Consider the following 23041-nt stretch of genomic DNA (forward strand, 5'->3'; position numbering starts at 1 on the left):
TGTACCCCGATTCGTTTGCCGCTTTCCGTTATCTTGCCGGTTAAGAATAAATTCCGACAAAGCAGCAATTCATGAAAAAAGCCGGGTGGCTGGGTATATTCTTGCTTTCACTGGGGTGTCTGCAGCCACCAGCCAGAAAGGCTATCCCGCTGCCAGCCGTTGATAACGAAGGCCATCGCGGCTGCAGGGGGCTGTTGCCGGAAAACTCCATTGCGGCAATGCTGTATGCCCTGGACCTGGGCGTCACTACGCTGGAAATGGATGTGGTGATCAGCGCCGACGGACAGGTCCTTCTTTCACACGAACCATTTTTTAATGCCCAGATCAGCAGCCATCCCGATGGCCGGTTCGTAGATACGGCCGAAGCGCGCACACTGAATATTTACCAGATGAACTATGCCGATATCAGGCAATATGATGTCGGTAACCGCCAGCATCCCGCATTTCCACAGCAGCGTGTACAACCGGCGATCAAACCACTTCTTGCTGATGTGATCGACAGTGTGGAGCAATATGCTTTGGCAACGGGAAGACCGCTTCCCTTTTACAATATCGAAACAAAAACCAGCCCGGCTACCGACGATGTTTTTCATCCCCGTCCCGCACCATTTGTAAAGCAACTGCTGGATGTAGTCAACGACAAAAAGGTTGGTCCGCGGACCATCATACAATCCTTTGATTTCCGGACACTCCGGGAAGTTCACCGGCATTACCCCAAAGTAAGAACATCAGTGCTGATTGACGCCCATGATCACCGTTCAATGAAACGGCAAATCCGTGATCTGGGTTTTGTTCCGGATATTTACAGTCCGAATTTCCAGCTGGTAACAACCGAACTCGTGGAAACCTGTCACGCACGCGGCATGAAAGTGGTAGCCTGGACAGCCAACAACCGGGCGATCATTAACCGGCTCAAACAGATGGGTGTAGACGGAATCATCTCAGACTATCCTGATTTATTGACCAGAAAAAAATAAGCATGAATATTTCCCTTGAAGGCAAACACGCGCTTATTGGTGGCAGTTCAAAAGGAATCGGACTCGCTGTGGCCCGTGAACTTGCTGCGCTGGGCGCTTCCTGCACATTGCTTGCACGCAATCAAGACGCACTGGCAAAAGCAGTGGCTGAATTACCGGTAACTGCCGGCGGAAAGCATCAGTACCTGGTTGCAGACTACGATCAGCCGGAAAAGGTTTCGCAAACGGTTACCAGGCTGCTTGACGGCGGACCGGTGCATATCCTGATCAACAATACCGGAGGACCCAAACCCGGAAAGATAATAGATGCGTTGACAGATGAATTTGAAGCGGCTTACCGCCAGCATGTGCTGATGAACCAGTTGATGTGCCAGCTTGTAGTACCGGCAATGAAGACCGAAAAATTTGGTCGCATCGTCAATATTATTTCGACATCGGTCAAAGTTCCCCTACCCAACCTGGGGGTCAGCAATACCGTCCGTGCTGCTGTTGCAGGCTGGGCAAAGACACTCAGCAATGAATTGGCAGCGTTCGGTATCACTGTCAATAATGTGTTGCCGGGTTTTATCAGCACGGAAAGGCTTGATGCACTTACGGCTGTCAATGCTGCTGCGAAAGGGATCAGTGTGGGGGAAGAAATGGGAAAGATGGCAGATTCTGTGCCGGCTGGCAGGATCGGAACTGCAGAAGAGATTGCTGCTGTCGCCGCGTTTCTTTGCACTCCTGCTGCTGCCTATGTTACCGGTGAGTCCATCCGTGTGGACGGTGGAAGAACAGGAAGTATTTAAAGCTGACCTATGGAAACATCCTACGATTATGCATTGTCACTTGACGCGGCCGATCCGCTCCGGGAGTTTCGTGATCAGTTTGTGATTCCGCTCCGCGAAGGTCGCGAACAAATCTATTTCCTCGGTAATTCGCTTGGTTTGCAGCCCAGGAAGACGCACGGGAAAATAAAGGAAGTATTGCAGCAGTGGTCGGACTGGGGGGTGGAAGCTTTTTTCATGGGGGAACACCCATGGCTGGATTTTCATGAAAAGCTCGCGGATCCGATGTCCATGGTAGTTGGTGCGCTGCCTCATGAAGTGGTTGTTATGAACCAGCTGACGGTGAATCTTCACCTGATGCTGGCAAGTTTTTACCGCCCTACCGGAAAAAGGTTTAGGATCATCTGCGAAGCCAAAGCATTTCCGAGTGACCAGTATATGTTGGAAACCCATCTGAAATTTCTTGGATTTGATCCGGATGAAACGATCATCGAAGTATCCCCCCGCCGGGGTGAACATACGATCCGGACAGAAGATATTCTGCAGGCGATCAAAACACATGAGTCGTCGCTTGCATTGATATTGTGGGGTGGTGTACAATACTATACCGGCCAGGTTTTCGACATGGAAACGATTACCAAAGCCGGCCATGCGGCGGGGGCGGTTGTCGGTTTTGACCTTGCGCATGCTGCAGGAAACGTTCCGCTTAGGCTTCATGACTGGCAGGTGGACTTCGCTGCGTGGTGCAATTATAAGTACATGAATGGCGGTCCGGGTGCAATTGGCGGTGCGTTTATTCATGAACGTTACCATGGTGACCCCTCCCTTCCCAGGCTTGCCGGGTGGTGGGGTTATGATGCTTCCAGGCGGTTCAAAATGGAAAAGGGCTTTGTGCCGGACAGGGGTGCAGCTGGCTGGCAGTTAAGTACGCCATCGCCATTGCAATATGCCTGCCTGCAGGCTTCGCTGGAGATTTTTACCGCAGCGGGAATGCCGGCCCTGCACGAGAAAGGGCGGGCGCTGAATGATTACCTGATCAGGTTGCTGGAAAGCATTGTGCGGGAAGCCGGAGAAAGGGCGATCGAAATTATTACGCCGATAAAAAACCCGGAAAAAGGCTGCCAGGTATCACTGTTGATGCACCGCAAGGGAAAAGAGACCTTTAGCGCACTGCAACAGGCGGGGATATTCGCAGACTGGCGGGAACCGAATGTGATCAGGGTCGCTCCCGTACCCCTTTATAACCGGTTCACAGAAGTATGGCAATTTGCCGACTGCTTGCGAAGGATGCTGTAATTTCGCGGCATGAACAGACAAGCCCTCGTCGGGGAAATCCGCCGGAAACAATCATTTCTTTGTGTCGGACTCGATACTGATCCCGGTAAGTTACCGGCTCACCTGAAAGGCAAAAAAGATGGTGTGCTGGAGTTTAACCGGTGCATCATTGACGCTACCAAAGCGTATTGTGTTGCCTATAAGATCAATACAGCGTTTTATGAAGCCATGGGTTCAAAAGGTTGGGAGATCATGGAGGCGACACTGGATCATATTCCCGATGAACATTTTGCCATTGCTGATGCGAAACGTGGCGATATCGGCAACACCAGTCATCAGTATGCCCGTGCTTTTTTTAAAACGCTTTCATTTGACGCAATCACGGTGGCTCCTTATATGGGGGCCGACAGCGTGATGCCTTTCCTCGAATACGAAAATAAATGGACAATCGTGCTTGGATTGACCTCAAATCCCGGTGCACACGATTTCGAGTTGCAACGGGCCGGAGAGGAGCTTTTGTACGAGAAAGTTTTGCGGACGGTATCAGGCTGGGGGAACCCTGGTAACCTGATGTTCGTTATCGGTGCCACAAGAGGAGAAGAATTTGAGAATGTCCGCAAACTTATACCGGAACATTTTCTGCTGGTGCCCGGAGTGGGAGCGCAGGGGGGAAGTTTGCAGGAAATTGCCTCACGGGCGATGAACAGTGATGCAGGGTTGCTGGTAAATGCCAGCCGGGCAATCCTGTTCGCTGACAGCGGCGAGAACTTCGCCAAAGCTGCAGAGACCGTTGCACAGCAATACCAGTCGGAGATGGCCGCCTTTTTATTACATTAGTACTTCTAACCCGATTACATGCCTACAGATAATTTTCAACATCCCGATTATTTGCTGCTGGATGAACTCTTCAGTGAAGAACAACTCATGGTGAGAGATGCAGTGCGCAATTATGTAAAGCAGGAGATCTCACCGATTATTGAAGTCTATGCCCAGAAAGCCGAGTTCCCGGAACAGATCGTCGGACAACTGGGGAAAATGGGCTGTTTCGGACCGACGATTCCGGCTGAATATGGTGGTGGTGGCCTGGATTATATTGCTTATGGCCTCATGATGCAGGAGCTGGAAAGGGGAGACAGTGGTGTACGAAGCACGGCAAGTGTGCAGGGGTCGCTGGTAATGTATCCGATTTACGCATTTGGCAGTGAAGAACAGCGACGGAAATATCTTCCTAAACTGGGCAGTGGAGAATGGCTGGGTTGTTTTGGACTGACAGAACCTGATCATGGCAGTAATCCTGCGGGTATGCTCACCCATTTTCGCGATGCCGGTGATCACGTGATCCTTAACGGTTCAAAAATGTGGATCAGCAATGCTCCTTTTTCGCAAGTGGCCGTAGTTTGGGCAAAGGATGAATCCGGTGAGATTCGGGGATTGATCGTTGAGCGGGGTATGGAAGGATTTTCCACCCCCACTACGCATGGCAAATGGAGCCTGCGTGCGAGCGCCACAGGAGAGCTGGTGTTTGACAATGTCAAAGTACCCAAAGAAAATATTCTGCCCGGTGTAAAGGGACTGAAAGGCCCGTTGAGTTGCCTGACCAAGGCACGTTTTGGCATCGCGTGGGGAACGGTTGGCGCAGCGATGGATTGTTATCATGTTGCACTACAGTATTCCAAAGAGCGTGTTCAGTTCGACAGGCCAATCGGCGGGTTTCAGCTGCAGCAGAAAAAACTGGCTGAAATGGTAACCGAAATCACCAAGGCCCAGTTGCTGAACTGGCGGGTAGGCGTTTTGATGAATGAAGGAAGGGCAACGCCCGCACAGGTAAGTATGGCAAAGCGTACAGGCTGCGAAGTTGCACATTTTGCCTGCCGGGAAGCCCGACAGATACTGGGTGGCATGGGTATAACAGGAGAGTATCCTGTTATGCGGCATATGATGAATATCGAAAGTGTGATTACCTATGAAGGTACCCACGATATCCACCTGCTGATTACCGGCATGGATGTTACCGGTCTGAATGCCTTCAAATGAAATTGTGATGATGCGGATTTATTTTATTGGATTTATGGGTAGTGGAAAGTCCCATTGGGGCAGGCTCCTGAGTGCTAACCTTGGATTGCCTTTTTTTGACCTTGACCAGGTAATTGTTGAAAGAGACGGCCGGACTATTGCTGAAATTTTTGCAGACAACGGCGAAGAATATTTTCGTCTGCTTGAAAAGGAAATACTGACCGAACTGACTACGACACATCCCGAAATGATACTCAGTTGCGGAGGTGGCACACCATGTTTTTTCAACAATATCGATTATATGAAAGAGCACGGCAGGGTGATCTGGCTCAACACTTCAACAACAGTCCTGGTGCAGCGGCTGCTGAAGGAGAAAAACCACAGACCCCTTCTGAAAGATATTCCTGATGATGAGATGAAAGCGTTTATCGTAAAAAAACTACACGACAGGAAGCTGTATTATGAGCAGGCGCATCTGCGGCTTCCGGAAGAAACACTTTCGCTGGAGGACATGAAAAACGCATTGACAGCATAATGGACAAGAATGTAATGACGAAGAAAATCCTGCGTACAGCAGCGATCCTCGGTGCACTGGCGGTAGGGCTTGGCGCATTCGGGGCACATGGATTAAAAAAACAGCTCACGGCAGAAGAACTATCTGTGTTTGAGACCGGCGTCCGATATCACTTCTACCATGTTTTTGCACTGCTGTTTACCGGGTTGTTTTATATCCAGCATCCGTCAAAGCAGGTGTCTGTTGCTGCACTGTGCTTTGAGATCGGCATCGTGCTTTTCAGCGGTTCGCTTTATTTAATGACGGCACTCAAAGCTGGCGGAAGTGTTGGTATTTCGGGGATTGGCCTGATCACGCCGATTGGAGGCCTGTTTTTTGTGGCTGGTTGGTTACTCCTGGCTTTTGCTGTTCACAAGACGTTGTCCTGATGTCTTATCCGTTTACAGGAAAATAGATACGAAAAACTGAGCCTTCCCTGTTGCCTCCATGGGCGGTAATAAATGCTCCATGGTTTTCGAGAATTTTTTTGCAGATGGCAAGGCCTACACCGGAACCTGTAAAGGCATCTCTTCCATTCAGGCGGGTGAATACCTGGAATATATTTTCTTCCTGATCTTCAGGTATTCCTATACCGTTGTCGATCACTTCAATCAGGTGGTATTTTTTGTCAGGCTGCTCAACCGGAAAAGGGGCATTTACTTTTTTTTCATTGAACCGGATGCGAATCTCCGGCCGGATGTCTTTTCTGCTGAATTTGATGGCGTTGCTGAGCAGGTTCACGAACACCTGGGTAAGCAGAAACGGAATGCCCCGTACTTCCGGCAATTTATCGGTGTTGAGTGTGGCGCGTTTTTCATGTATTACTTCTTCCAGTTCTTCCATTGCCTGTTGAACTGACTGGTCCAGCGGGAAGGTCTCAAATGCGTCACTGATCTTTGCCAGGCGGGAATAGGAGAGTATGTCATTGATGAGCATCTGCATTCTTTGTGCCGCATCTTTCATACGGACCACACTGTTATAAATCCGGTTCGGATCGGCTTCACTGTGGTCGAGAATGCGGGAAGCAAAGACCTGTATTTTCCGAAGCGGTTCTTTAAGGTCATGTGCACTTATCCAGTTAATATTCTCCAATTCGGCATTTGCTTCTTTTAACTGGTAACTCAGCGCGCGGTATTTGGATTCTTCTTCGGCCACCATCAACAAATGCACCTGTCTTTGCAGCGCGTGCGCGAAATGGCCGGCTGCCTGTAATTCCGGTTTCGTCCAGGGCAGACTTCTTCCTTTGACGGTCTCTTTCCATGTTTCGAAGGATTTTCTCGGGTGCAATCCGGTCTCGTCTTTGAGAATAGCCTTTTCGGGATCGCCACCCCAATGGACCTCCAGCCTGTTCTCCTTGCGGAACCATAAAATGGCTTCGCCATCTTTGCCGATCGGATGATACAATAATCCTGCAGCAGTCACTTCAGATTCCCATCCGGGATACAGGGCAGCAAGATGATCGGTTTGTAAAAATTTACCCTGGCAGTCTTTGGCCAGTGATTGTGAGAGTAACGCTATCTGGTGATCATCTGGTCGCGTTCCGGAAGCCAGAATTTTGCCGTCGAATACCAGCGCCACTCCGGTTGCGTGACAAAGGTCCAGCAATTCAGGACGGCAGACCAGTTGTTCCAGTGAGCCACGGTTCTCTACGATGTTTTTTTCCAGCAACTGGTTAAGTGTAACATCCAGTTCTTTTGCGATAGCATATTCTTCACCAGTTTCGCGAACCTTGATCTGTGACGTGAGAAAATGTCCCTGTAATTTGGCAAGCATTCTCACCTGGTAGTTAACATACTTTGGCTCATAGTGATGACAGGCGATCAGCCCCCACAGTTTTCCTTCATGCAGCAGGGAGATTGTCAGCGTTGCACCTACTCCCATATTCTGCAGGTATTGCAGGTGAATGGGCGATACACTGCGCAGCATCGCAAAGCTCAGGTCAAGCTGCCGTACTTCTCCGTCAGCTAACGTGAAGATCGGGGATGGGGTATAGGTAACATCAGTGATAAGTCTCAACTGGTTGCGGATATAAAGCTGTCTGGCCTGAACGGGAATATCGGTATGGGGGTAATGAAGACCAAGAAATGGCTCAATACCGTCTCTTTTACTTTCTGCATAAACTTCTCCATTGTATTGTTCATCAAACCGGTAGATCATCACGCGGTCATATCCTGAAATTTGCCGGATATCTGAAGCGACCATCTGACAAAGTGCCCGAAGTGAGCCGGCACCTTCAATATTCCGGATAAATTGCCTTGTCTGAATGAATACCTGGTCGGGGTTCATCGGTTCTGTCTGTGCAGGTTCGAATTCAAGTATTGTTGGTCCCAGATGTGCATGGAACTGGCATTCATAATTACAGCCGTTGATAGTGACGATCACAGGGTATTCGGATTCCCTGGATTTCCCTTTTAGTGCCTCCAGCAATGGCGCTAATGAAGCACCGGGAAATACGCGTTCGGGTGTCTTGCCGAGTACCTGTTCAGGGTGAAGGCCGGCAAAGTCTGCCAGGTTCGCGCTGCAGTAAACGATTCTGTCTGTTACCGGTTCCAGTGCCAGCAGAAAACCATGAGGCTGTATACTGCCGGGAATATGAATAGGCTCGCTTTCGCAATTGTCAAGGTTCACCAGGCCCCTGTTCACTATATCTTTAATGGACATGACGGGCCGTATTAAGGTCAAAGTGTTCGAAGATTGCAGCGAACGTTGAATTGGCGCCCGCAATGATCCTTTCCTGGTTGCCCGGCTGATCAGCAAACGCCAGCAAAGCATCCAGAAACGCCTTCCAGCGTGGACCGGTTTCGGCTCCGTAGCCGGTAAAGAAGGTCATTGCATCACCGATGCCTGATTCGCGGAGAAGGGGTTCAATCTGCCGGATGATCACCCGGCCACCAAGTGTTGACCCCTCGATTACATATGCCGCGCCCCAGGTTATGGCCAGGTCTGTAAGATCTGCCTGTAAGTGGAATGGCAATACAGGCGGGAGGTCGATCCCCGCGGTGTTCAGCTGATGCAGATCGCTCGAAATAGCAGTCTTCCTGCTGACCGGGGAGTATTGACTTTTATATTGTAAACGGGGAAGAATTTCCATTTCATAATTATCCATTACGCCATACATCGCAGACAGGTATAATGCATAAGCATGCGGCGAAAGCCTGTTGCGGGTAAGTTCGCGCGACAGCGGATGATTTTCAAGCGTCTCGTGAGCTGCGGATGTAGCTGCCCTCAGTTTTTGCAGAAAGGGGTGGTTGGTCATCAGTTCAGTTTAAATACAAAGTCTTCCTCACCAGCCCGGAAATTGTTCCAGTCCACCGCCATGCAATGGCGGATCATCTTAACGATATCATTAAATGCATTGGGTTTGGTGACATACAGGTTTGCACCCAGTTCACGGGAATGTTCAATATTGCCACGGTCGTCGGAAGTCGAAAAGATCACCACGGGAATTTCCCGTGTGCGTTCATTCATCCGGATCCTTTTAAGCGTCTCCGCACCATTGATTCCCGGCATATTCCAATCCAGGAAAATCACTGCCGGTTCGGGTGGCGGGTTATCAAGCAGATAGAGTAACGACCCCCCGTCGAAGGTGGTAAATACATTTAACGACCTGCTTGCTTCTTTTACAGCTTCTTCAAAAAAGAATACATCGTCCTGATCGTCATCGGTATAGAATATGTTTATCTTCTTTTCCATCAGGGAATTTTCTGCTCAAATATAAAGGAACTGCCCTGTTATGCATTTCACGTGCCAGCTTTCGGAACTGGTCAGGCCAGGGGTACACTCAGCGTTACCACGGTACCACTTTCGGAGCGAATGCCAAAATGGCCATCCACAGTTTCCATGCGTTTGCGCATATTGGATAGCCCATTGCTGAAAGCACGTATTTTGTCTGGCTGCATGCCCACGCCGTTGTCTTTGATGAGGATAACGAGGTGGGGACCAAGCTTAAACTGGATGAGTACTTCGCTGGCCCTGGCGTGCTTGGCGATATTATTCAGTGCTTCCTTGATGCAAAGAAAGATGTTTCGCCTTTTTTCTCCGGTGAGTTCAATCCCTGCCACATTTTCGGGATACTCAATTCGCCACCGGATGTCAGTATTTTCCAGAAATTCCGCTGCATAGCTTCTTACATAGGCGATCATGTTGTCAACCGTGTCGTTGGTGCTTTTCATCGTCCAGATGATCGTGTTCATCTTACTGATAAGGTCATTGGCTGACACCGAAATTTTTTCAATCTCGGGCAATGCATGTTCTTTCAGCTTGGTTTTGGCAAGTTCACTCATCAGGCGTATTGCCGTTACGCCTGACCCCAGTTCATCATGCATGTCGGCTGAAATGCGGTTTCTTTCGTCCTGCTTTGCTGCGAGAATAGCCATTCTTCTTTCATAGGCTTCTTTCTCATAGTCCATGAGCAGCCTTTCTTTTTCCCTGGCCCTGTCACTGATATCTTTCTTATTCTTAAAAGAGAGGGCAACCAGGAAAAATACCAGCTCAAACAATATCCCCATTTCATACCAGAACAGGGAGTCATTGGAAAGCGCCGTCAGCTGGTCGTTAAACCGGCGGGCTGTATTGATCAGGAATAATGAAAGGAAGCCACCCAGGAACAGGAAGGTATGTCCGATAGCGAGGTATCGCAGGATATAACTCCGGTTGACAACGGCGTAGATGATGAAAAAGATCGTACTGAACGACCAGGCGTATTTGATCAGGTTTTCAACAAGGTTTTGCAACGGGAAGTTGTTGGTGAAAAAATTGAGATAGGTAAAAAGGATAAGTCCCGAAACCGTAATCACCTGCTGGGCATAGAGAATAATATTAAGGAGGGGGAATTCGGTTTTTGAACCGATAAAGGTGCGCAGGAAGATAAAATAGAAGAGTGTTCCCGTGCCCTGTAATACAAAGTCAAAATAGGATTCGAAAAAAAAATTGCTGTCGGTTGGTGTTTTGTACAGGTAGGCTTTAAAGAAGAACATCAGGCCAAGCATAAAAGCATAGGCTGCATAATAAATGAATTCTATGCTTCGGTTCATATAAAAACCAGCAAGGGAGTAGAATATCATCATGAGCATGATGCCACACACCAGGTAGGTGATAATGGCATTGAGCTTTTTTTCGTTCTGGAACTGGCTGAGCAGGGTAGGGAGATAGAATCCGTAGGTGAGGCAGGGCGTGATGGTGTTTACGGTGGTTTTGATAAAGCCCAGTTCCGCGATGTAATTTCCTGTTTCACCCGGCCGGAGGGAAAGCTTTCTTACCGTATGACTATTGAAAGTCTTTTGGGTAATGGCGGAAGTTACCGGTTCATATTTTCCGGTTTCAGGGTGCCGCCGGAAAAGGTTAATGGTGTTGAAATAAAATCCGGGCAGGAAATCGACCTCTGTTTGACGGTCAAGGTCATTTTTGACAACAAATTGGAGGTAGCAGGCTTTGCTGACGTAACGCGCTGCCACTTTGCGGTCAGCTGACGAAGGCAGGGGTTGACTGCCTGGTAAGGCGTACAGGGAATCTGTTTTTACAAGGTTCGCGGTATCGAAATAAATCCGGGCTTCCCTGCCTATAGGAAGATAGAGCTGAAACCGGCTGAGGCAAATGGTGTCGGCAGGGGAGCCATGGGGCTGGGAGATGCCGGATAAAACCATTAGGATCAGGCAGCTAGTAATGGCAAAAATCCGCATACAGCAAAATACAATTTCTTTAGGTGTAAATGTATATTTGTGGCTATGGCAAATAAGCTGAAATCCAAGAAAAAGCCACTACCCGACCCCGTTGATCTGAGGCCCGAGAAGGAGGAAAAGGTCGAAGTGCGTTCTGTTCTCAGGGACGAACGCACGCATAAAATTTCCGGAGCGCTGCTTTTGCTGCTTTCTGTATTCCTGTTTATTGCCTTTACATCATACCTCTTTACCTGGCAGGAGGACCAGGATAAAGTGTTTCAGGGTACTTCCCGGTTCTTATTCGGAGACGATATAAGGGTTGCCAATCTGTTGGGACGGCTCGGTGCATGGGTGTCACATTTTTTCTTTTTCAAGGGATTCGGGCTGGCCAGCTTTTTTCTTTGCAGCATCTTTTTTATGGCAGGGGCGAACCTGCTTTTTGGCAAAAAAGTCTTTCGTCTCTGGCGGAACCTGAGGTATGTGCTCGTGGGATTATTGTATTTCAGTGTTGCTTTTGCCTTTTTTTCCGGTAAGAGCGCGTTTCCCTGGGGCGGTGCGGTGGGGAATATGATCAGTGAATGGATGTCCAGTTTCCTGGGAAAGATCGGAACGGGTGCCTTGTTGTTGTTGGGAGGAGTAGCATATTTTATCTGGCGGTTCAACCCGGTATTTGAAGTACCCAAAATGCCAGCGCTGCCTGTTCGCAACAAGGAAAGAAACCCTGAGCCGGTTCCTGATCCGACTGTTGACGACGCTGATGAGCCTAAACTTTTTATTGAAGAAACGCCCAGAAACAAGCGAAACAACCTCAAGAAAGAAACGGGGCCTGTGGTTCCTCCGCCGGAAATAATTAGCCCGGAATCTATTCCCCTGCAAATGATTGAGCGGGAGGACTTTCAGGAGCCGGAAAATACCATACCGCCTTTTGCCGAGCCTGAGGTACCGGTAATTGTCCCGGTGCAGGAAGTCCCCCTGCCGCCACTGAAACCGGCCATTCCGCAAGCTGACCTTGAGCTGGAAATCAAAGAGGTGACTCCCGAGGAAACGCCTGATGGGGAAGTGCATGAAGATCTTCCGCCATATGAACCTACGCTTGATCTCCGCGATTACAGGTTTCCATCCATGGATCTCCTGGAGACCCACGGAAGCGAAAAGATTGTTCAGGATCCGGCGGAGCTGGAAGCGAACAAGAACCAGATTATCAATACGCTGAAGAATTACGACATCCAGATTCAGAAGATATTCGCTACGGTTGGTCCAACAGTAACCCTGTATGAGATCGTTCCGGCAGCCGGTGTCAGGATCTCCAGGATCAAGAATCTTGAGGACGATATTGCACTGAGTCTTGCCGCTCTCGGGATCCGGATCATAGCCCCGATTCCGGGAAAAGGCACTATTGGTATAGAAGTGCCGAACGTCAAGAAAACCGTGGTGAGCATGAAGACGTTACTGACGGCAGACAAATTCCAGCACAGCAATTTCAGTTTACCGATCGCCATTGGAAAAAAGATTGACAATGAAAATTTCATTGTGGACCTTGCTGCGATGCCACACCTCCTGATGGCTGGTGCTACTGGCCAGGGTAAATCCGTCGGCCTGAATGCTATCCTGGTATCACTGTTGTATAAGAAGCACCCGTCACAGCTGAAATTTGTACTGGTAGACCCCAAGAAAGTTGAACTGAGTATTTACCGGACCATCGAAAAACACTTCCTCGCAAAGTTACCAGGGGAGGAAGAAGCGATTATTACGGATACGAAAAAAGTAGTCCATACACTGAATGCCCTGTGTATTGAAATGGATAACCGGTATGACCTTCTTAAAGAAGCCGGTACCCGGAACATCCGCGAATACAATGAGAAATTTGTCAAACGCAGGTTGAATCCTCAGAAAGGACATCAGTTTCTGCCATTCATGGTATTGGTGATCGATGAGTTTGCCGATCTGATCATGACGGCGGGCAAAGAGGTTGAAATGCCTATTGCGCGTCTGGCGCAGTTGGCCAGGGCAGTAGGAATCCACCTGATCATCGCTACACAGCGCCCTTCGGTGAATATTATAACGGGTACCATCAAGGCAAACTTTCCGGCAAGGATTGCCTTTAAAGTGTCTTCCAAAATTGATAGCCGCACCATTCTTGATGCCGGTGGCGCAGAACAGCTGATCGGTAAGGGTGATATGCTTATTTCCTATAACGGTGAACTCACCCGGTTGCAATGTGCATTTGTTGATACGCCCGAAGTAGAGAGTGTAACGGATTTTATCGGCCGTCAGCGCGGCTATCCGCAGGCGTTTCTGTTGCCGGAATACGTGGATGAGAAAGAAATGGAAGGAAAGGATTTTGACCTGAATGACAAGGATCCGTTATTCGGGGATGCAGCGAGACTGATCGTTCAGAACCAGATCGGATCGACTTCATTGCTGCAGCGGCGAATGAAGCTCGGATACAACCGGGCAGGCAGGCTGATGGATCAATTGGAGCAGGCAGGTGTTGTTGGCCCGAACCTCGGCAGTAAAGCCCGGGAAGTGATCATTAAAACAGAGGCTGAACTGGATGAATATCTTACACAAATTCCCTGATTAAACCCCCGGCAGTTTGATTGGTCTGATGATTGCATCTAAACAGTATATCTTTGACCCCTATTTTAAAATACCTGTATGACTAAATCGTTTGCCGCACTGGCACTGGTTTTTGGCCTTCTGATCAACAATATTGCCAGCGCACAGAATGACCCTGCCGCAAAGCAGATCCTGGATGCTGTCAGCGCTAAGTTCAAAACATTCAAGGCAGTACAATCTAATTTTACCCTTCAGGTGGAAGACGGTAATGGTAAAGTACAGGGCGCCAAGAAAGGTATTGTGTACATGAAAGAGGGTAAATATAAAGTGGATATTACTGGCCAGGAGATCTTTTGTGATGGTAAGAATATCTGGACTTATGATAAGGCTGCCAATGAAGTGACGATCACCAAATTTGATGGCGGACAGAACACGATTACTCCTCAAAAGCTTTTCACAAACTTTTATGATAAGGACTTCCTCTACAAACTGAACGGCGAAAAAAAGACCGGCAATAAGGTTTTGCAGGAGATTGAACTGACACCTACCGATAAATCAAAGCCCTTTCACAAGGTTTACGTTTATGTAGATAAGGCCACAAAAGCGATCACGCAAACCAAAGTGCTGGAGAAGAACGGTAACAAATACACGTATTCTGTTGTAAGCATGAACGGGAAGGCAACGATCAGCGACGATTTCTTCGTGTTTAATAAGGCAAAATATCCCGGAGTAGAAGAAGTGGATCTCCGGTAATTCATGCCCTGATTTCGCTGGGCAGGATGTTGAATTCTTTCCGGAAAGCGGCTGCAAAATTGCTCAGGTTGGAATATCCCACCTGGAGACCTACTTCCTTAACAGTAAAATCTCCGCTGAGCAGCATATCCCTGGCAACGTTCATGCGCTGTTTCTGGTAATAGGCATATATGCTGGTACCGTAAACCTCTTTAAACAGTTTCTTCAGCTTTGCTGAGCTCATGGCTGCTTCCTGTGCCAGCTGGTCGATGGTAGGAGGGCGGTTGTGTACATTCTGGGTAAGTAAAGCCTCCACATGCATGAGTTGATGCACGTCGTGTTTCGAGATCCGCGGGGGTGTGAGTAAGGTTCTGCTTTTTTCATACAGCCTGCTGAAAAATCGTTCGATCAGAAGCGTAATGCGGTTCTGTACTGTTGCTGTATGCAGGGGACTGTCAATATCTGATGTAATGATCTCATTAAAATACCTGCGGTATTCATTGTCGATCGGTTCGATGGTATAACTGCCCGTTTTCAGGTTGAGGTAGGTTGCCATCACTTCGTCAGGATCAGTGATGTGCAGGTGTTGGGCGAGCCACTCCTTGCTGAAAATAATATTGATCCCTTTGATCACTGATCCTTTTCTGCCGAGATAGGAAATGTCGAATAACGTGCTGGTGAGGTAAACGCCTGCATGATGTTCATTGGTGGTGGTCAGTACTTCTCCGTCGATCTTGAGGGTCATCTCATCTTCGATCTTCAGGTCTTCATACCGCAATACATAAAACTCCCTGGGTATCCGTTGCCTTTTCAGATAGAGCTGATCATTGAGGCGATAATCGGAAATGATCGCCTGTAGACCATTCGGCATTTCTACAAATTCGATATGGCCCGAAGCCACTGATTCCGGGAAGATCAGTTTCCCGTCTTTTACAGTCGTTCCAAGGGCAGCGGCCATATCGGTTATAACCTGCCGGTAGTTGTAGGAATTATATTCAAAGCTGAACAAATGATCCTTTTTTGTACTATTAAGATAGTGAACTTTTATTGGCTACCCCACCTGAAGGTGTCGATCTTCAGCCCCGCGAGGTCTAAAACCCTGTCTACTACTGTAGCTGCAACGGCTTCTATGGTGTCCGGTTTACTGTAAAATGAAGGGGACGCAGGACAGATAATGCCGCCTGCGAGGGTAACAGTTTCCATATTCCGGATATGGATCAGGTTATAGGGGGTGTCCCGGACAACACAAATGAGCTTTCTTCTTTCCTTGAGAATAACATCTGCCGCCCTGGTGATCAGATCATTGCTGATGCCGGTAGCAATCCTTCCCAGGGTACCCATTGAGCAGGGAATGACGATCATTGTCTGAAATTGTCCGGATCCGGACGCGAAAGGCGCGTGAAAATCGTTCTTATCATAGAAACGGACAGCAGGGTAGGCATTATATGCGTCATGACCGAGTTCTGTATGCCAGACAGTTTTCGCATTTTCCGTCATCACCACGGCCAGTTCAGCATACTGCCCGGTGATCCTGGTCAGCTTGTCCAGCAGGATTTTGGGATAGATTGCCCCACTGGCTCCGGTAACGGCTATAACAATTTTTTGCATGGGCAGTTGTTATATTGCAATCAACGAAACAAAGGTAATATGGTTAAGCACATAATTTTCATGTTATTCCTGTGTACCGGAATAACAGCTTATGGCCAGGAAACAACGGAAAAGGGTATGCGCTGGATGACCCTGGCGGAAGCAGAGGAAGCTGCAAAAAAGGAGCCTCGTCCTATCCTGATTGATCTGTACACAGACTGGTGCGGCTGGTGCAAGGTTATGGACAAACGCACATACCGCAACGAAAAAGTGATCAAATACCTGCACAGCAGGTTTTACCCTGTAAAGCTGGATGCCGAAACAAAGTCGACCTTATCTTATAAAGGCAAAGCCTTTTCCTATAATACCCAGTATAAGACCAATGAAATAGCATTGTACCTTACGGGTGGACAACTTTCATACCCTACAACGGTGATTATTCCCACCACGGGCGAAGACCCCCAACCCATACCTGGCTACCTGGCTCCCGGTGAGCTGGAACTGATCGTGAAATTCTTCGGAGAAGGAGCTTACAGAAAGCAGGAATTCACGGCTTACCAAAAAGTGTTTAAGGGTGAATGGTGACTTCCTTAAGATATTTTAACAAGCTTGCAACGTTTCTTTAGCAATTGACATCTAACCTATGGTTTTTCATAGGATATTGGATATAATACGGACGGGATTTCTATCCCGTCCGGCTTTTAGCCAAAGGCTTATGTATAAAACCAGCCTACGGGATGCCCAAATCGGACAGGGAACTACTTAGACCGGCTTGATTACGGTCAAAATCACCCTTTTGCCCTAAAAAAAAGTTCCCGCTTGCAACCAATGTTTCCTCATTAACATCTTATATTTGAATTTTCATAGGATAAGGTTTAATGGTTAATGGTATTTGATTAGTGCATCCCGCCGCAAGGCGGGATTTTTTTGTCCCTTTTGCCTGATCGGGCCAACCGGGCAAAAAAAAGCCCGCCGAAGCGGGCCTGTTGGAAAAAGATCGTTCAGTTACATTGCTTCCGCCATATCCGGGATCTCAGCAGCCCTGTAATCGCCGGCATCCAGTTTCATTTTGGTTTCCGTGAATGCTTTCAGCGTTAGCTCAATATCCTCCATGGAGTGAGCAGCAGTCGGGATCAGGCGGTAGATGATCTGTCCCTTCGGAATAACCGGATATACTACGATGGAACAGAAAATATTGTAATTCTCCCGAAGGTCCAGCACCATGGCTGTTGCTTCCGGTACATCTCCTTTCATATAGATCGGCGTCACCATGGTATTAGTCTTACCAAGATCAAATCCGCGGTCACGAAGTCCCTTTTGTAATGTGTTGGTAACTGTCCAGAGTTTTTCGCGAAGCTCCGGCATGCTTTTCAGCATTTCCATTCTTTTGAGCATTCCTTCCACAATCAGCATCGGAAGGCTTTTGGCGAAGATCTGGGAGCGGGTATTGTAGCGGAGGTAGGCAAGCACATCCTTTCTGCCCGAAATGAACGCTCCGATACTTCCCATGGATTTAACAAAAGTTGAAAAATAGAGATCAATACCATCCTGGCAGCCTTGTGCTTCATCAGTACCGGCGCCGGTTGGGCCCATCGCACCAAAACCGTGTGCATCGTCAATCAGGATGCGGAACTCATATTTTTCCTTCAGCGCTACAATCTCTTTTAGTTTACCCTGGTCACCACTCATGCCGTAAACACCTTCAGTGATCAGCAGAATTCCGCCTCCGTTCTTCTCTGCCATTTTAACGGCGCGCTGCAACTGCTTTTCACAGTCTTCCACATCATTGTGTTTGTAGGTATAGCTATGACCCATGTGCATGCGGATACCGTCAACAATACAGGCATGACATTCTGCATCATAAACGATTACATCCCTTCTGTTCACGATGGCATCGATACAGCTCATAATCCCCTGGTAACCGAAATTCAGCAACATGGCATCCTCACGGCTGGTGAAATCAGCCAGCACCTTTTCCAGCGCTTCATGCTGAACCGAATTGCCACTCATCATCCTGGCACCCATCGGATAACCCATTCCCCATTTGGCAGCTGCTTCTGCATCAGCTTTCCTGGTTTCAGGATGGTTGGCTAATCCGAGGTAGTTGTTCAGGCTCCAGACGATACGTTCCTTACCACGGAAAATCATGCGGCTTCCAAGTTCACCTTCCAGTTTGGGAAAGGCAAAGTAACCATGCGCCCTTTTCATGTGCTGACCGATTGGTCCGCCATCTTTAACCAGCTTTTCGAAAATATCCGCCATATTGATCGTTAATGATTGGTTTAAAATTGTCGCAAAGGTAACAGATTTGGAAGGTGCTCCGGCTATCTTTGCCAAAAACCGCTCCCAGATGAAAAGAATTTTTGCACTTTTTGTATGTTCTTTTTTTGTAATGAATGTATTTGGCCAGGCAGGCACGACCCCGGCAAAACCAAAGCTGGTGGTTGGAATGGTGGTAGACCAGATGCGTTGGGATTATCTCTACCGGTACAAAGACAGGTACCAGGCGAATGGTGGATTCAAACGGCTGCTGACCCAGGGATTTTCCAATGAGAACACCCTCATTCCCTATACGCCCACGATCACCGCTTGCGGCCATACCTGCATATATACTGGATCCGTTCCGGCCGTACATGGCATCACCGGAAATGCCTGGTTCGATCGTACCCGCAATAAATCGGTGTATTGCACAGAAGATCCATCTGTGAAAACTGTTGGCAGTACAACAGCTGCAGGGGAAATGAGCCCCGCAAACCTTTATACGACCACCATTACCGACGAACTAAAGCTGGCCTCCAACTTCCGTTCTAAGGTGATCGGCATCGCTGTTAAAGACAGAGGCGCTATCCTTCCAGCCGGGCATGCCGCAGATGCAGCCTATTGGTATGACAATAAAACCGGAAACTGGATAACTTCCACATTTTACAGGTCTGAGCTGCCCGACTGGCTGCAGCAATACAACGCTGCCAAACATGTGGATCAGTATTACGCATTGGGCTGGAACACACTTTACCCCATCGCAACCTATACCATGAGCACCAGGGATGAAAATGCCTTTGAAGGCAAACCCTTCGGTTCTGATGCCAAAGGTTTTCCCTACTCGCTCAAAAATTTCACCGGCAAAAATTTCGGCGCCATTTCCTCAACGCCTTACGGCAATACCATGACGCTTGAAGTAGCCAAGGCAGCAGTTAAAGCCGAAGGCATGGGTAAGGGGGCTTTTACTGACTTCCTCGCGGTGAGCTTATCCTCCACTGACTATGTAGGGCATGCTTTCGGTCCCAATTCAATCGAAGCAGAAGATACCTATCTCCGGCTCGACAAAGACCTTGGTGAGTTTTTTAATTTTCTCGACCAGACGATCGGTAAGGGACAGTGGCTGTTCTTTATTTCTGCCGATCACGGCGTGGCGCATGTGCCAGGTTTTATGACGGAACATAAGATTCCGGCCGGACTTTTCGATGACGGTGCGGCGATGAAAGCATTGAATGCTTCCCTTGAACAATCTTTCGGAGCACCCAACCTGGTCAACAGTATGTATAATTACCAGGTACACCTGAACCTGCCGGTAGTGGATAGCCTTAAACTTGACCGGGACAAGCTGGCCAATGCCGCAGCAGCATTTATGAAAAAGCAGCCGGGAGTAGCACGTGCTTTTGTTCTCGAGAACCTGGCCGAAACGACTCTGCCTTCAAAGATTAAGGAAATGGTTGCGAACGGGTATATGCCGAACAGAAGCGGAGATGTGCAATTCCTGCTGGAACCTCAATATCTCGATGGCGGACCAACCGGTACTACGCACGGATTATGGAATCCCTATGATGCGCATATTCCGCTTGTCTGGATGGGCTGGAAAATAAAACCAGGCAAATCTAATGTGGAAGTCTATATGACCGATATTGCACCGACTGTAGCCGCCCTGCTTCAGATTCAGATGCCGAACGGCTGTATAGGCAAACCTATCGAAGCAATAACCCGTTAAAACACGGTTTTTTATCGCAAAATTTGCCCTGATCTTCACCCTTTGACGACGATTTTGTTTTCTTATCGTAAAGTATTCAATCATGAACATCAGACCAGGGAAGTTATTTTCCTATGTGTTTCCGCTTTTGATGCTTGCTGTCATCAACGGTAACGCTCAAACGCAGGTTGCGCAGGATTTATCCGTTGATCCTGCTGTAACCATCGGCAAGCTCGACAACGGACTAACCTATTATATCCGGCAAAATAAAAAACCGGAGCAGAAAGTTGAATTGCGACTGGCCCTTAAGGCAGGATCAATTCTTGAAGATGATAACCAGCAGGGGCTTGCCCATATGGCCGAGCATATGGCATTTAACGGTACGAAAAATTTCAAAAAAAACGATATCGTTTCTTTTTTGCAGGACATCGGAGTTGGGTTCGGCAGTGACCTGAACGCCTATACTTCTTTTGATGAGACAGTATATATTCTGCCCATTCCGACAGACAAAGCCGGTAACCTCGAAAAAGGTTTCCAGGTGCTGGAAGACTGGGCTCACCAGGTTACCTACCTGAATGAAGACATTGAATCTGAACGCGCCATCATTCTTGAAGAAAGCCGCCTGGGAAAGGGCGCCTATGACAGGATGATGCGCCAGATTTATCCCAAGCTGTTTGCAGGCTCCCGCTATGCGAATCGTATTCCCATTGGTGTGGACAGCATTATCCGGACGTTCAATCCGGACCTGATCCGGAAATTCTACAAAGACTGGTACCGTCCAGACCTGATGGCTGTTATGGTGGTAGGTGATGTAGAACCCTCACAGGCGCTCGCGTTGATCCGCAAACATTTTTCGGGGATGAAAAATCCAACACCGGAAAAACCAAGGGAACGTGCTGCTATCGGGGCCTACCCAACCACCGAAGCCATGGTGGTGACGGACAGGGAGGCAACCAGTTATTCTGTCAATATCGTGTACCCGTTGCAGCCCATGGGGCCACAAAACAATGCAGCTGCCTATCGAAAAAGCCTGGTTGATCGCATGTTTACCAGCATGTTAAACCAGCGCTTGCAGGAGATCGCTCAGCAACCCAATCCTCCATTCGTTGGCGCAGGTAGCGGACTGGGAGAGTATATCGGCGGATATGAGAATTTCCGGATCGCCGCCGGTGTAGGATCGGGAGATGTAAAAAAAGGCACAGAAGCCATTGTGACGGAGCTGGAAAGAGTACAGCGATATGGATTTACAGAGGCAGAGCTGGCAAGGGCGAAAAAAACAATTCTGAATGGAATACAGAATGCTTACAACAATCGCGATAAGACGGAATCAGAACTGTATGTGGAGGAATATGTGAGAAATTTCCTGACAGGTGAGTCCATTCCTGGTATCGCGAAAGAATTTGAAATGACCAACGAACAGGTACCCGGGATCACATTGGATGAGGTAAATGCAACTGCGCGACGTGCAGTAGCAGACGCCAACCGCCTGGTATATGTACTTGGTCCGGAACCGTCCGATGGGAAAACGCTTCCCGGCTCGGCAGAGCTGCTTGCCGTACTGACTGCTGCTGAGAAAGCTGATATCAAGCCCTATGAAGAAAAAACTGTTGCTGCAGAGTTGCTTTCTGAAAAACCCAAAGCCGGGAAAATCACTGGTCGTACAGAGAATAAGGCGCTGGGAACAACAACCATTACCCTTTCCAATGGCGTAAAAGTAACGCTCAAACCCACCAGCTTCAAAGACGATCAGATATTGTTGAGTGCGAGCCGACCGGGCGGAAAGAACAATTACGGCGTTGCTGACCGGTATAATGCTGAATATGCAACGGCAGTGGTGAGTGCCATGGGCGTTGGTAATTTTAGTCCTGCCGATCTTCGCAAGTCACTTGCAGGCAAAACAGTTTCCGTAAACCCGGTTATGGGTGAAGTGACTGATGGCTTCCGGGGTAGTTCCAGCAACCGCGACGTGGAAGTGATGTTTCAGTTATTGCACCTGTATGCCACCAGTCCGCGGATAGATACGGGACTGTTTCAGTCATTTGTTCAGCGAAACAAAGCCCAGGTAGCAGGACTTGCTTCCAATCCGCAAACGGCATTTGTCGATACGATGTTCAGGGTAATGTATAAAGGGAATCCGCTTGCTCCGATCGCGGTTCCGAAAGCTACCTATTTTGACCAGATTGATGTTAACAGGGCTGTCGCCATTTACAGGGAACAATTGAATGATGTAACAGGAATGCAGTTTGTACTGGCAGGAAGTTTCAAGACAGACAGTATCCTTCCTTTACTGGAAACCTATATTGGCAGTCTGCCTGCTTCAGGCAGAAAGTTTGAGCGTAAGGATAATGGTGTAAGACCAGTCGGCGGTGTACAACAACTGGTGGTTAATAAGGGAAAGGAAGCCAAGAGCCTGATCCTGAAATTCTTTACCGGTGAAGTGCCGTATAGTGAAGATCTTGATCTGAAAGCCCAGGCGATCAGCGAGATCCTGAACATCAGGATCATAGAAGAATTGAGGGAGAAGATCCAGGGCATTTATGGAGGAGGTATCTACGCACAGATCGAGCGGTATCCCTATCAGCATTATTCATTTGTGCTTCAGCTTCCCTGTGGCCCGGAAAAGGTCGACACTTTGCTGAAAGCTGCGCAGCATGAAATCAATTTGCTGGTTCAGAAAGGTCCGGAACAGAAATACCTGGATAAGGTGAAAAAATCCTGGCTGGAACAGTATAAGGTCAGTGTGAAGGAGAATGGATTCTGGCTGGAATCACTGCAGGATATTCAATCGGAACAGGCTGATCCAAAGTTTGTGCTGCAATATGAGCAATTGGTACAGAAACTGACCGTGCAGGATATTCAGGCAGCCGCGAAAAAACTATTTGATGGAAAGAATCAGTTTTCTGCGGTGCTGATGCCGGAAGGGGTGTCGATCAAAAAAGGATTCTGACAAAATCAGAAGA

Annotated in this window: 19 protein-coding genes; 12 read left to right on the forward strand and 7 right to left on the reverse strand. The window is 48.3% G+C overall.

What is annotated here, in order from left to right; translation table 11 throughout:
* The first annotated feature begins 71 nt into the window (after nt 1-71).
* Genes FPE01S_RS23430 through FPE01S_RS23460 form a run of 7 tightly spaced genes read left to right on the forward strand, consistent with a single transcriptional unit; the run spans nt 72 to nt 5974 of the window.
* A complete protein-coding gene (locus tag FPE01S_RS23430; RefSeq protein ID WP_072054043.1) occupies nt 72-977 on the forward strand; it encodes a glycerophosphodiester phosphodiesterase family protein in 906 nt (301 codons plus the stop codon).
* 2 nt (nt 978-979) lie between these two features.
* Nucleotides 980-1765 (forward strand): SDR family oxidoreductase, encoded by a 786-nt coding sequence (locus FPE01S_RS23435; protein WP_046371563.1) that lies wholly within the window; start codon nt 980-982, stop codon nt 1763-1765.
* 9 nt (nt 1766-1774) lie between these two features.
* Nucleotides 1775-3040, forward strand: coding sequence for a kynureninase (kynU, locus tag FPE01S_RS23440; RefSeq protein ID WP_046371564.1), 1266 nt, complete (start codon nt 1775-1777; stop codon nt 3038-3040).
* A 9-nt stretch (nt 3041-3049) separates the two neighbouring features.
* The gene (pyrF, locus tag FPE01S_RS23445) at nt 3050-3856 is read left to right on the forward strand and encodes an orotidine-5'-phosphate decarboxylase (protein ID WP_046371565.1); all 807 of its coding nucleotides are present in this window, start codon (nt 3050-3052) and stop codon (nt 3854-3856) included.
* Nucleotides 3857-3874: 18 nt separating this feature from the next.
* Complete coding sequence (locus tag FPE01S_RS23450) at nt 3875-5053, forward strand: acyl-CoA dehydrogenase family protein (RefSeq protein ID WP_046371566.1); 1179 nt, start codon at nt 3875-3877, stop codon at nt 5051-5053.
* A 7-nt stretch (nt 5054-5060) separates the two neighbouring features.
* On the forward strand, nt 5061-5567 hold the full coding sequence (locus FPE01S_RS23455) for a shikimate kinase (protein ID WP_046371623.1): 507 nt from the start codon (nt 5061-5063) through the stop codon (nt 5565-5567).
* The gene (locus tag FPE01S_RS23460; RefSeq protein ID WP_245624056.1) at nt 5567-5974 is read left to right on the forward strand and encodes a DUF423 domain-containing protein; all 408 of its coding nucleotides are present in this window, start codon (nt 5567-5569) and stop codon (nt 5972-5974) included. Before FPE01S_RS23455 ends, FPE01S_RS23460 begins: the two co-directional genes overlap by 1 nt.
* A gap of 4 nt (nt 5975-5978) precedes the next feature.
* On the opposite strand, the gene FPE01S_RS23465 is transcribed toward FPE01S_RS23460, so the two are convergent.
* The 4 genes from FPE01S_RS23465 to FPE01S_RS23480 form a co-directional block, all read right to left on the reverse strand.
* The gene (locus FPE01S_RS23465; RefSeq protein WP_046371567.1) at nt 5979-8246 is read right to left on the reverse strand and encodes an ATP-binding protein; all 2268 of its coding nucleotides are present in this window, start codon (nt 8244-8246) and stop codon (nt 5979-5981) included.
* Nucleotides 8236-8841: a biliverdin-producing heme oxygenase gene (locus tag FPE01S_RS25270; RefSeq protein WP_052956135.1), complete on the reverse strand. Its 606-nt coding sequence runs from the start codon at nt 8839-8841 to the stop codon at nt 8236-8238. Before FPE01S_RS25270 ends, FPE01S_RS23465 begins: the two co-directional genes overlap by 11 nt.
* Nucleotides 8841-9278, reverse strand: coding sequence for a response regulator (locus tag FPE01S_RS23475; protein ID WP_046371568.1), 438 nt, complete (start codon nt 9276-9278; stop codon nt 8841-8843). Before FPE01S_RS23475 ends, FPE01S_RS25270 begins: the two co-directional genes overlap by 1 nt.
* A 71-nt stretch (nt 9279-9349) precedes the next feature.
* The gene (locus FPE01S_RS23480) at nt 9350-11263 is read right to left on the reverse strand and encodes a sensor histidine kinase (RefSeq protein WP_046371569.1); all 1914 of its coding nucleotides are present in this window, start codon (nt 11261-11263) and stop codon (nt 9350-9352) included.
* A 45-nt stretch (nt 11264-11308) separates the two neighbouring features.
* Here FPE01S_RS23480 and FPE01S_RS23485 point away from each other — a divergent pair, with 45 nt between their 5' ends.
* Together FPE01S_RS23485 and lolA1 are read left to right on the forward strand one after the other, a co-directional pair.
* On the forward strand, nt 11309-13822 hold the full coding sequence (locus tag FPE01S_RS23485; RefSeq protein ID WP_046371570.1) for a DNA translocase FtsK 4TM domain-containing protein: 2514 nt from the start codon (nt 11309-11311) through the stop codon (nt 13820-13822).
* Nucleotides 13823-13900: 78 nt separating this feature from the next.
* Nucleotides 13901-14554, forward strand: a complete 654-nt coding sequence (gene lolA1 / locus FPE01S_RS23490; protein WP_046371571.1) for an outer membrane lipoprotein periplasmic chaperone LolA1 — start codon at nt 13901-13903, stop codon at nt 14552-14554.
* Nucleotide 14555: 1 nt separating this feature from the next.
* On the opposite strand, the gene FPE01S_RS23495 is transcribed toward lolA1, so the two are convergent.
* A complete protein-coding gene (locus tag FPE01S_RS23495; protein ID WP_046371572.1) occupies nt 14556-15542 on the reverse strand; it encodes a helix-turn-helix transcriptional regulator in 987 nt (328 codons plus the stop codon).
* A gap of 35 nt (nt 15543-15577) precedes the next feature.
* On the reverse strand, nt 15578-16141 hold the full coding sequence (locus tag FPE01S_RS23500) for a UbiX family flavin prenyltransferase (protein ID WP_046371573.1): 564 nt from the start codon (nt 16139-16141) through the stop codon (nt 15578-15580).
* 39 nt (nt 16142-16180) lie between these two features.
* Between FPE01S_RS23500 and FPE01S_RS23505 the strand changes: the two genes are divergently transcribed.
* On the forward strand, nt 16181-16705 hold the full coding sequence (locus tag FPE01S_RS23505) for a thioredoxin family protein (protein ID WP_052956136.1): 525 nt from the start codon (nt 16181-16183) through the stop codon (nt 16703-16705).
* A gap of 420 nt (nt 16706-17125) precedes the next feature.
* Here FPE01S_RS23505 and FPE01S_RS23510 read toward each other — a convergent pair whose 3' ends face one another.
* The gene (locus FPE01S_RS23510) at nt 17126-18382 is read right to left on the reverse strand and encodes an aminotransferase class I/II-fold pyridoxal phosphate-dependent enzyme (RefSeq protein ID WP_046371574.1); all 1257 of its coding nucleotides are present in this window, start codon (nt 18380-18382) and stop codon (nt 17126-17128) included.
* Between the two features lie 88 nt (nt 18383-18470).
* On the opposite strand from FPE01S_RS23510, the gene pafA reads away from it, so the two are divergent.
* Together pafA and FPE01S_RS23520 are read left to right on the forward strand one after the other, a co-directional pair.
* Complete coding sequence (gene pafA, locus FPE01S_RS23515) at nt 18471-20102, forward strand: alkaline phosphatase PafA (protein WP_046371627.1); 1632 nt, start codon at nt 18471-18473, stop codon at nt 20100-20102.
* An 82-nt stretch (nt 20103-20184) separates the two neighbouring features.
* Complete coding sequence (locus tag FPE01S_RS23520; protein ID WP_052956137.1) at nt 20185-23028, forward strand: M16 family metallopeptidase; 2844 nt, start codon at nt 20185-20187, stop codon at nt 23026-23028.
* Nucleotides 23029-23041 lie beyond the last annotated feature (13 nt).

This window comes from Flavihumibacter petaseus NBRC 106054 (assembly GCF_000974785.1).
GTDB classification, from domain to species: domain Bacteria; phylum Bacteroidota; class Bacteroidia; order Chitinophagales; family Chitinophagaceae; genus Flavihumibacter; species Flavihumibacter petaseus.

Bases quoted from the DNA above. Each gene is read 5' to 3' on its own strand.
- FPE01S_RS23430 (WP_072054043.1), top strand. From the start codon at position 72: ATGAAAAAAGCCGGGTGGCTGGGTATATTCTTGCTTTCACTGGGGTGT.
- FPE01S_RS23435 (WP_046371563.1), top strand. From the start codon at position 980: ATGAATATTTCCCTTGAAGGCAAACACGCGCTTATTGGTGGCAGTTCA.
- kynU (WP_046371564.1), top strand. From the start codon at position 1,775: ATGGAAACATCCTACGATTATGCATTGTCACTTGACGCGGCCGATCCG.
- pyrF (WP_046371565.1), top strand. From the start codon at position 3,050: ATGAACAGACAAGCCCTCGTCGGGGAAATCCGCCGGAAACAATCATTT.
- FPE01S_RS23450 (WP_046371566.1), top strand. From the start codon at position 3,875: ATGCCTACAGATAATTTTCAACATCCCGATTATTTGCTGCTGGATGAA.
- FPE01S_RS23455 (WP_046371623.1), top strand. From the start codon at position 5,061: ATGATGCGGATTTATTTTATTGGATTTATGGGTAGTGGAAAGTCCCAT.
- FPE01S_RS23460 (WP_245624056.1), top strand. From the start codon at position 5,567: ATGGACAAGAATGTAATGACGAAGAAAATCCTGCGTACAGCAGCGATC.
- FPE01S_RS23465 (WP_046371567.1), bottom strand. From the start codon at position 8,246: ATGTCCATTAAAGATATAGTGAACAGGGGCCTGGTGAACCTTGACAAT.
- FPE01S_RS25270 (WP_052956135.1), bottom strand. From the start codon at position 8,841: ATGACCAACCACCCCTTTCTGCAAAAACTGAGGGCAGCTACATCCGCA.
- FPE01S_RS23475 (WP_046371568.1), bottom strand. From the start codon at position 9,278: ATGGAAAAGAAGATAAACATATTCTATACCGATGACGATCAGGACGAT.
- FPE01S_RS23480 (WP_046371569.1), bottom strand. From the start codon at position 11,263: ATGCGGATTTTTGCCATTACTAGCTGCCTGATCCTAATGGTTTTATCC.
- FPE01S_RS23485 (WP_046371570.1), top strand. From the start codon at position 11,309: ATGGCAAATAAGCTGAAATCCAAGAAAAAGCCACTACCCGACCCCGTT.
- lolA1 (WP_046371571.1), top strand. From the start codon at position 13,901: ATGACTAAATCGTTTGCCGCACTGGCACTGGTTTTTGGCCTTCTGATC.
- FPE01S_RS23500 (WP_046371573.1), bottom strand. From the start codon at position 16,141: ATGCAAAAAATTGTTATAGCCGTTACCGGAGCCAGTGGGGCAATCTAT.
- FPE01S_RS23505 (WP_052956136.1), top strand. From the start codon at position 16,181: ATGGTTAAGCACATAATTTTCATGTTATTCCTGTGTACCGGAATAACA.
- FPE01S_RS23510 (WP_046371574.1), bottom strand. From the start codon at position 18,382: ATGGCGGATATTTTCGAAAAGCTGGTTAAAGATGGCGGACCAATCGGT.
- pafA (WP_046371627.1), top strand. From the start codon at position 18,471: ATGAAAAGAATTTTTGCACTTTTTGTATGTTCTTTTTTTGTAATGAAT.
- FPE01S_RS23520 (WP_052956137.1), top strand. From the start codon at position 20,185: ATGAACATCAGACCAGGGAAGTTATTTTCCTATGTGTTTCCGCTTTTG.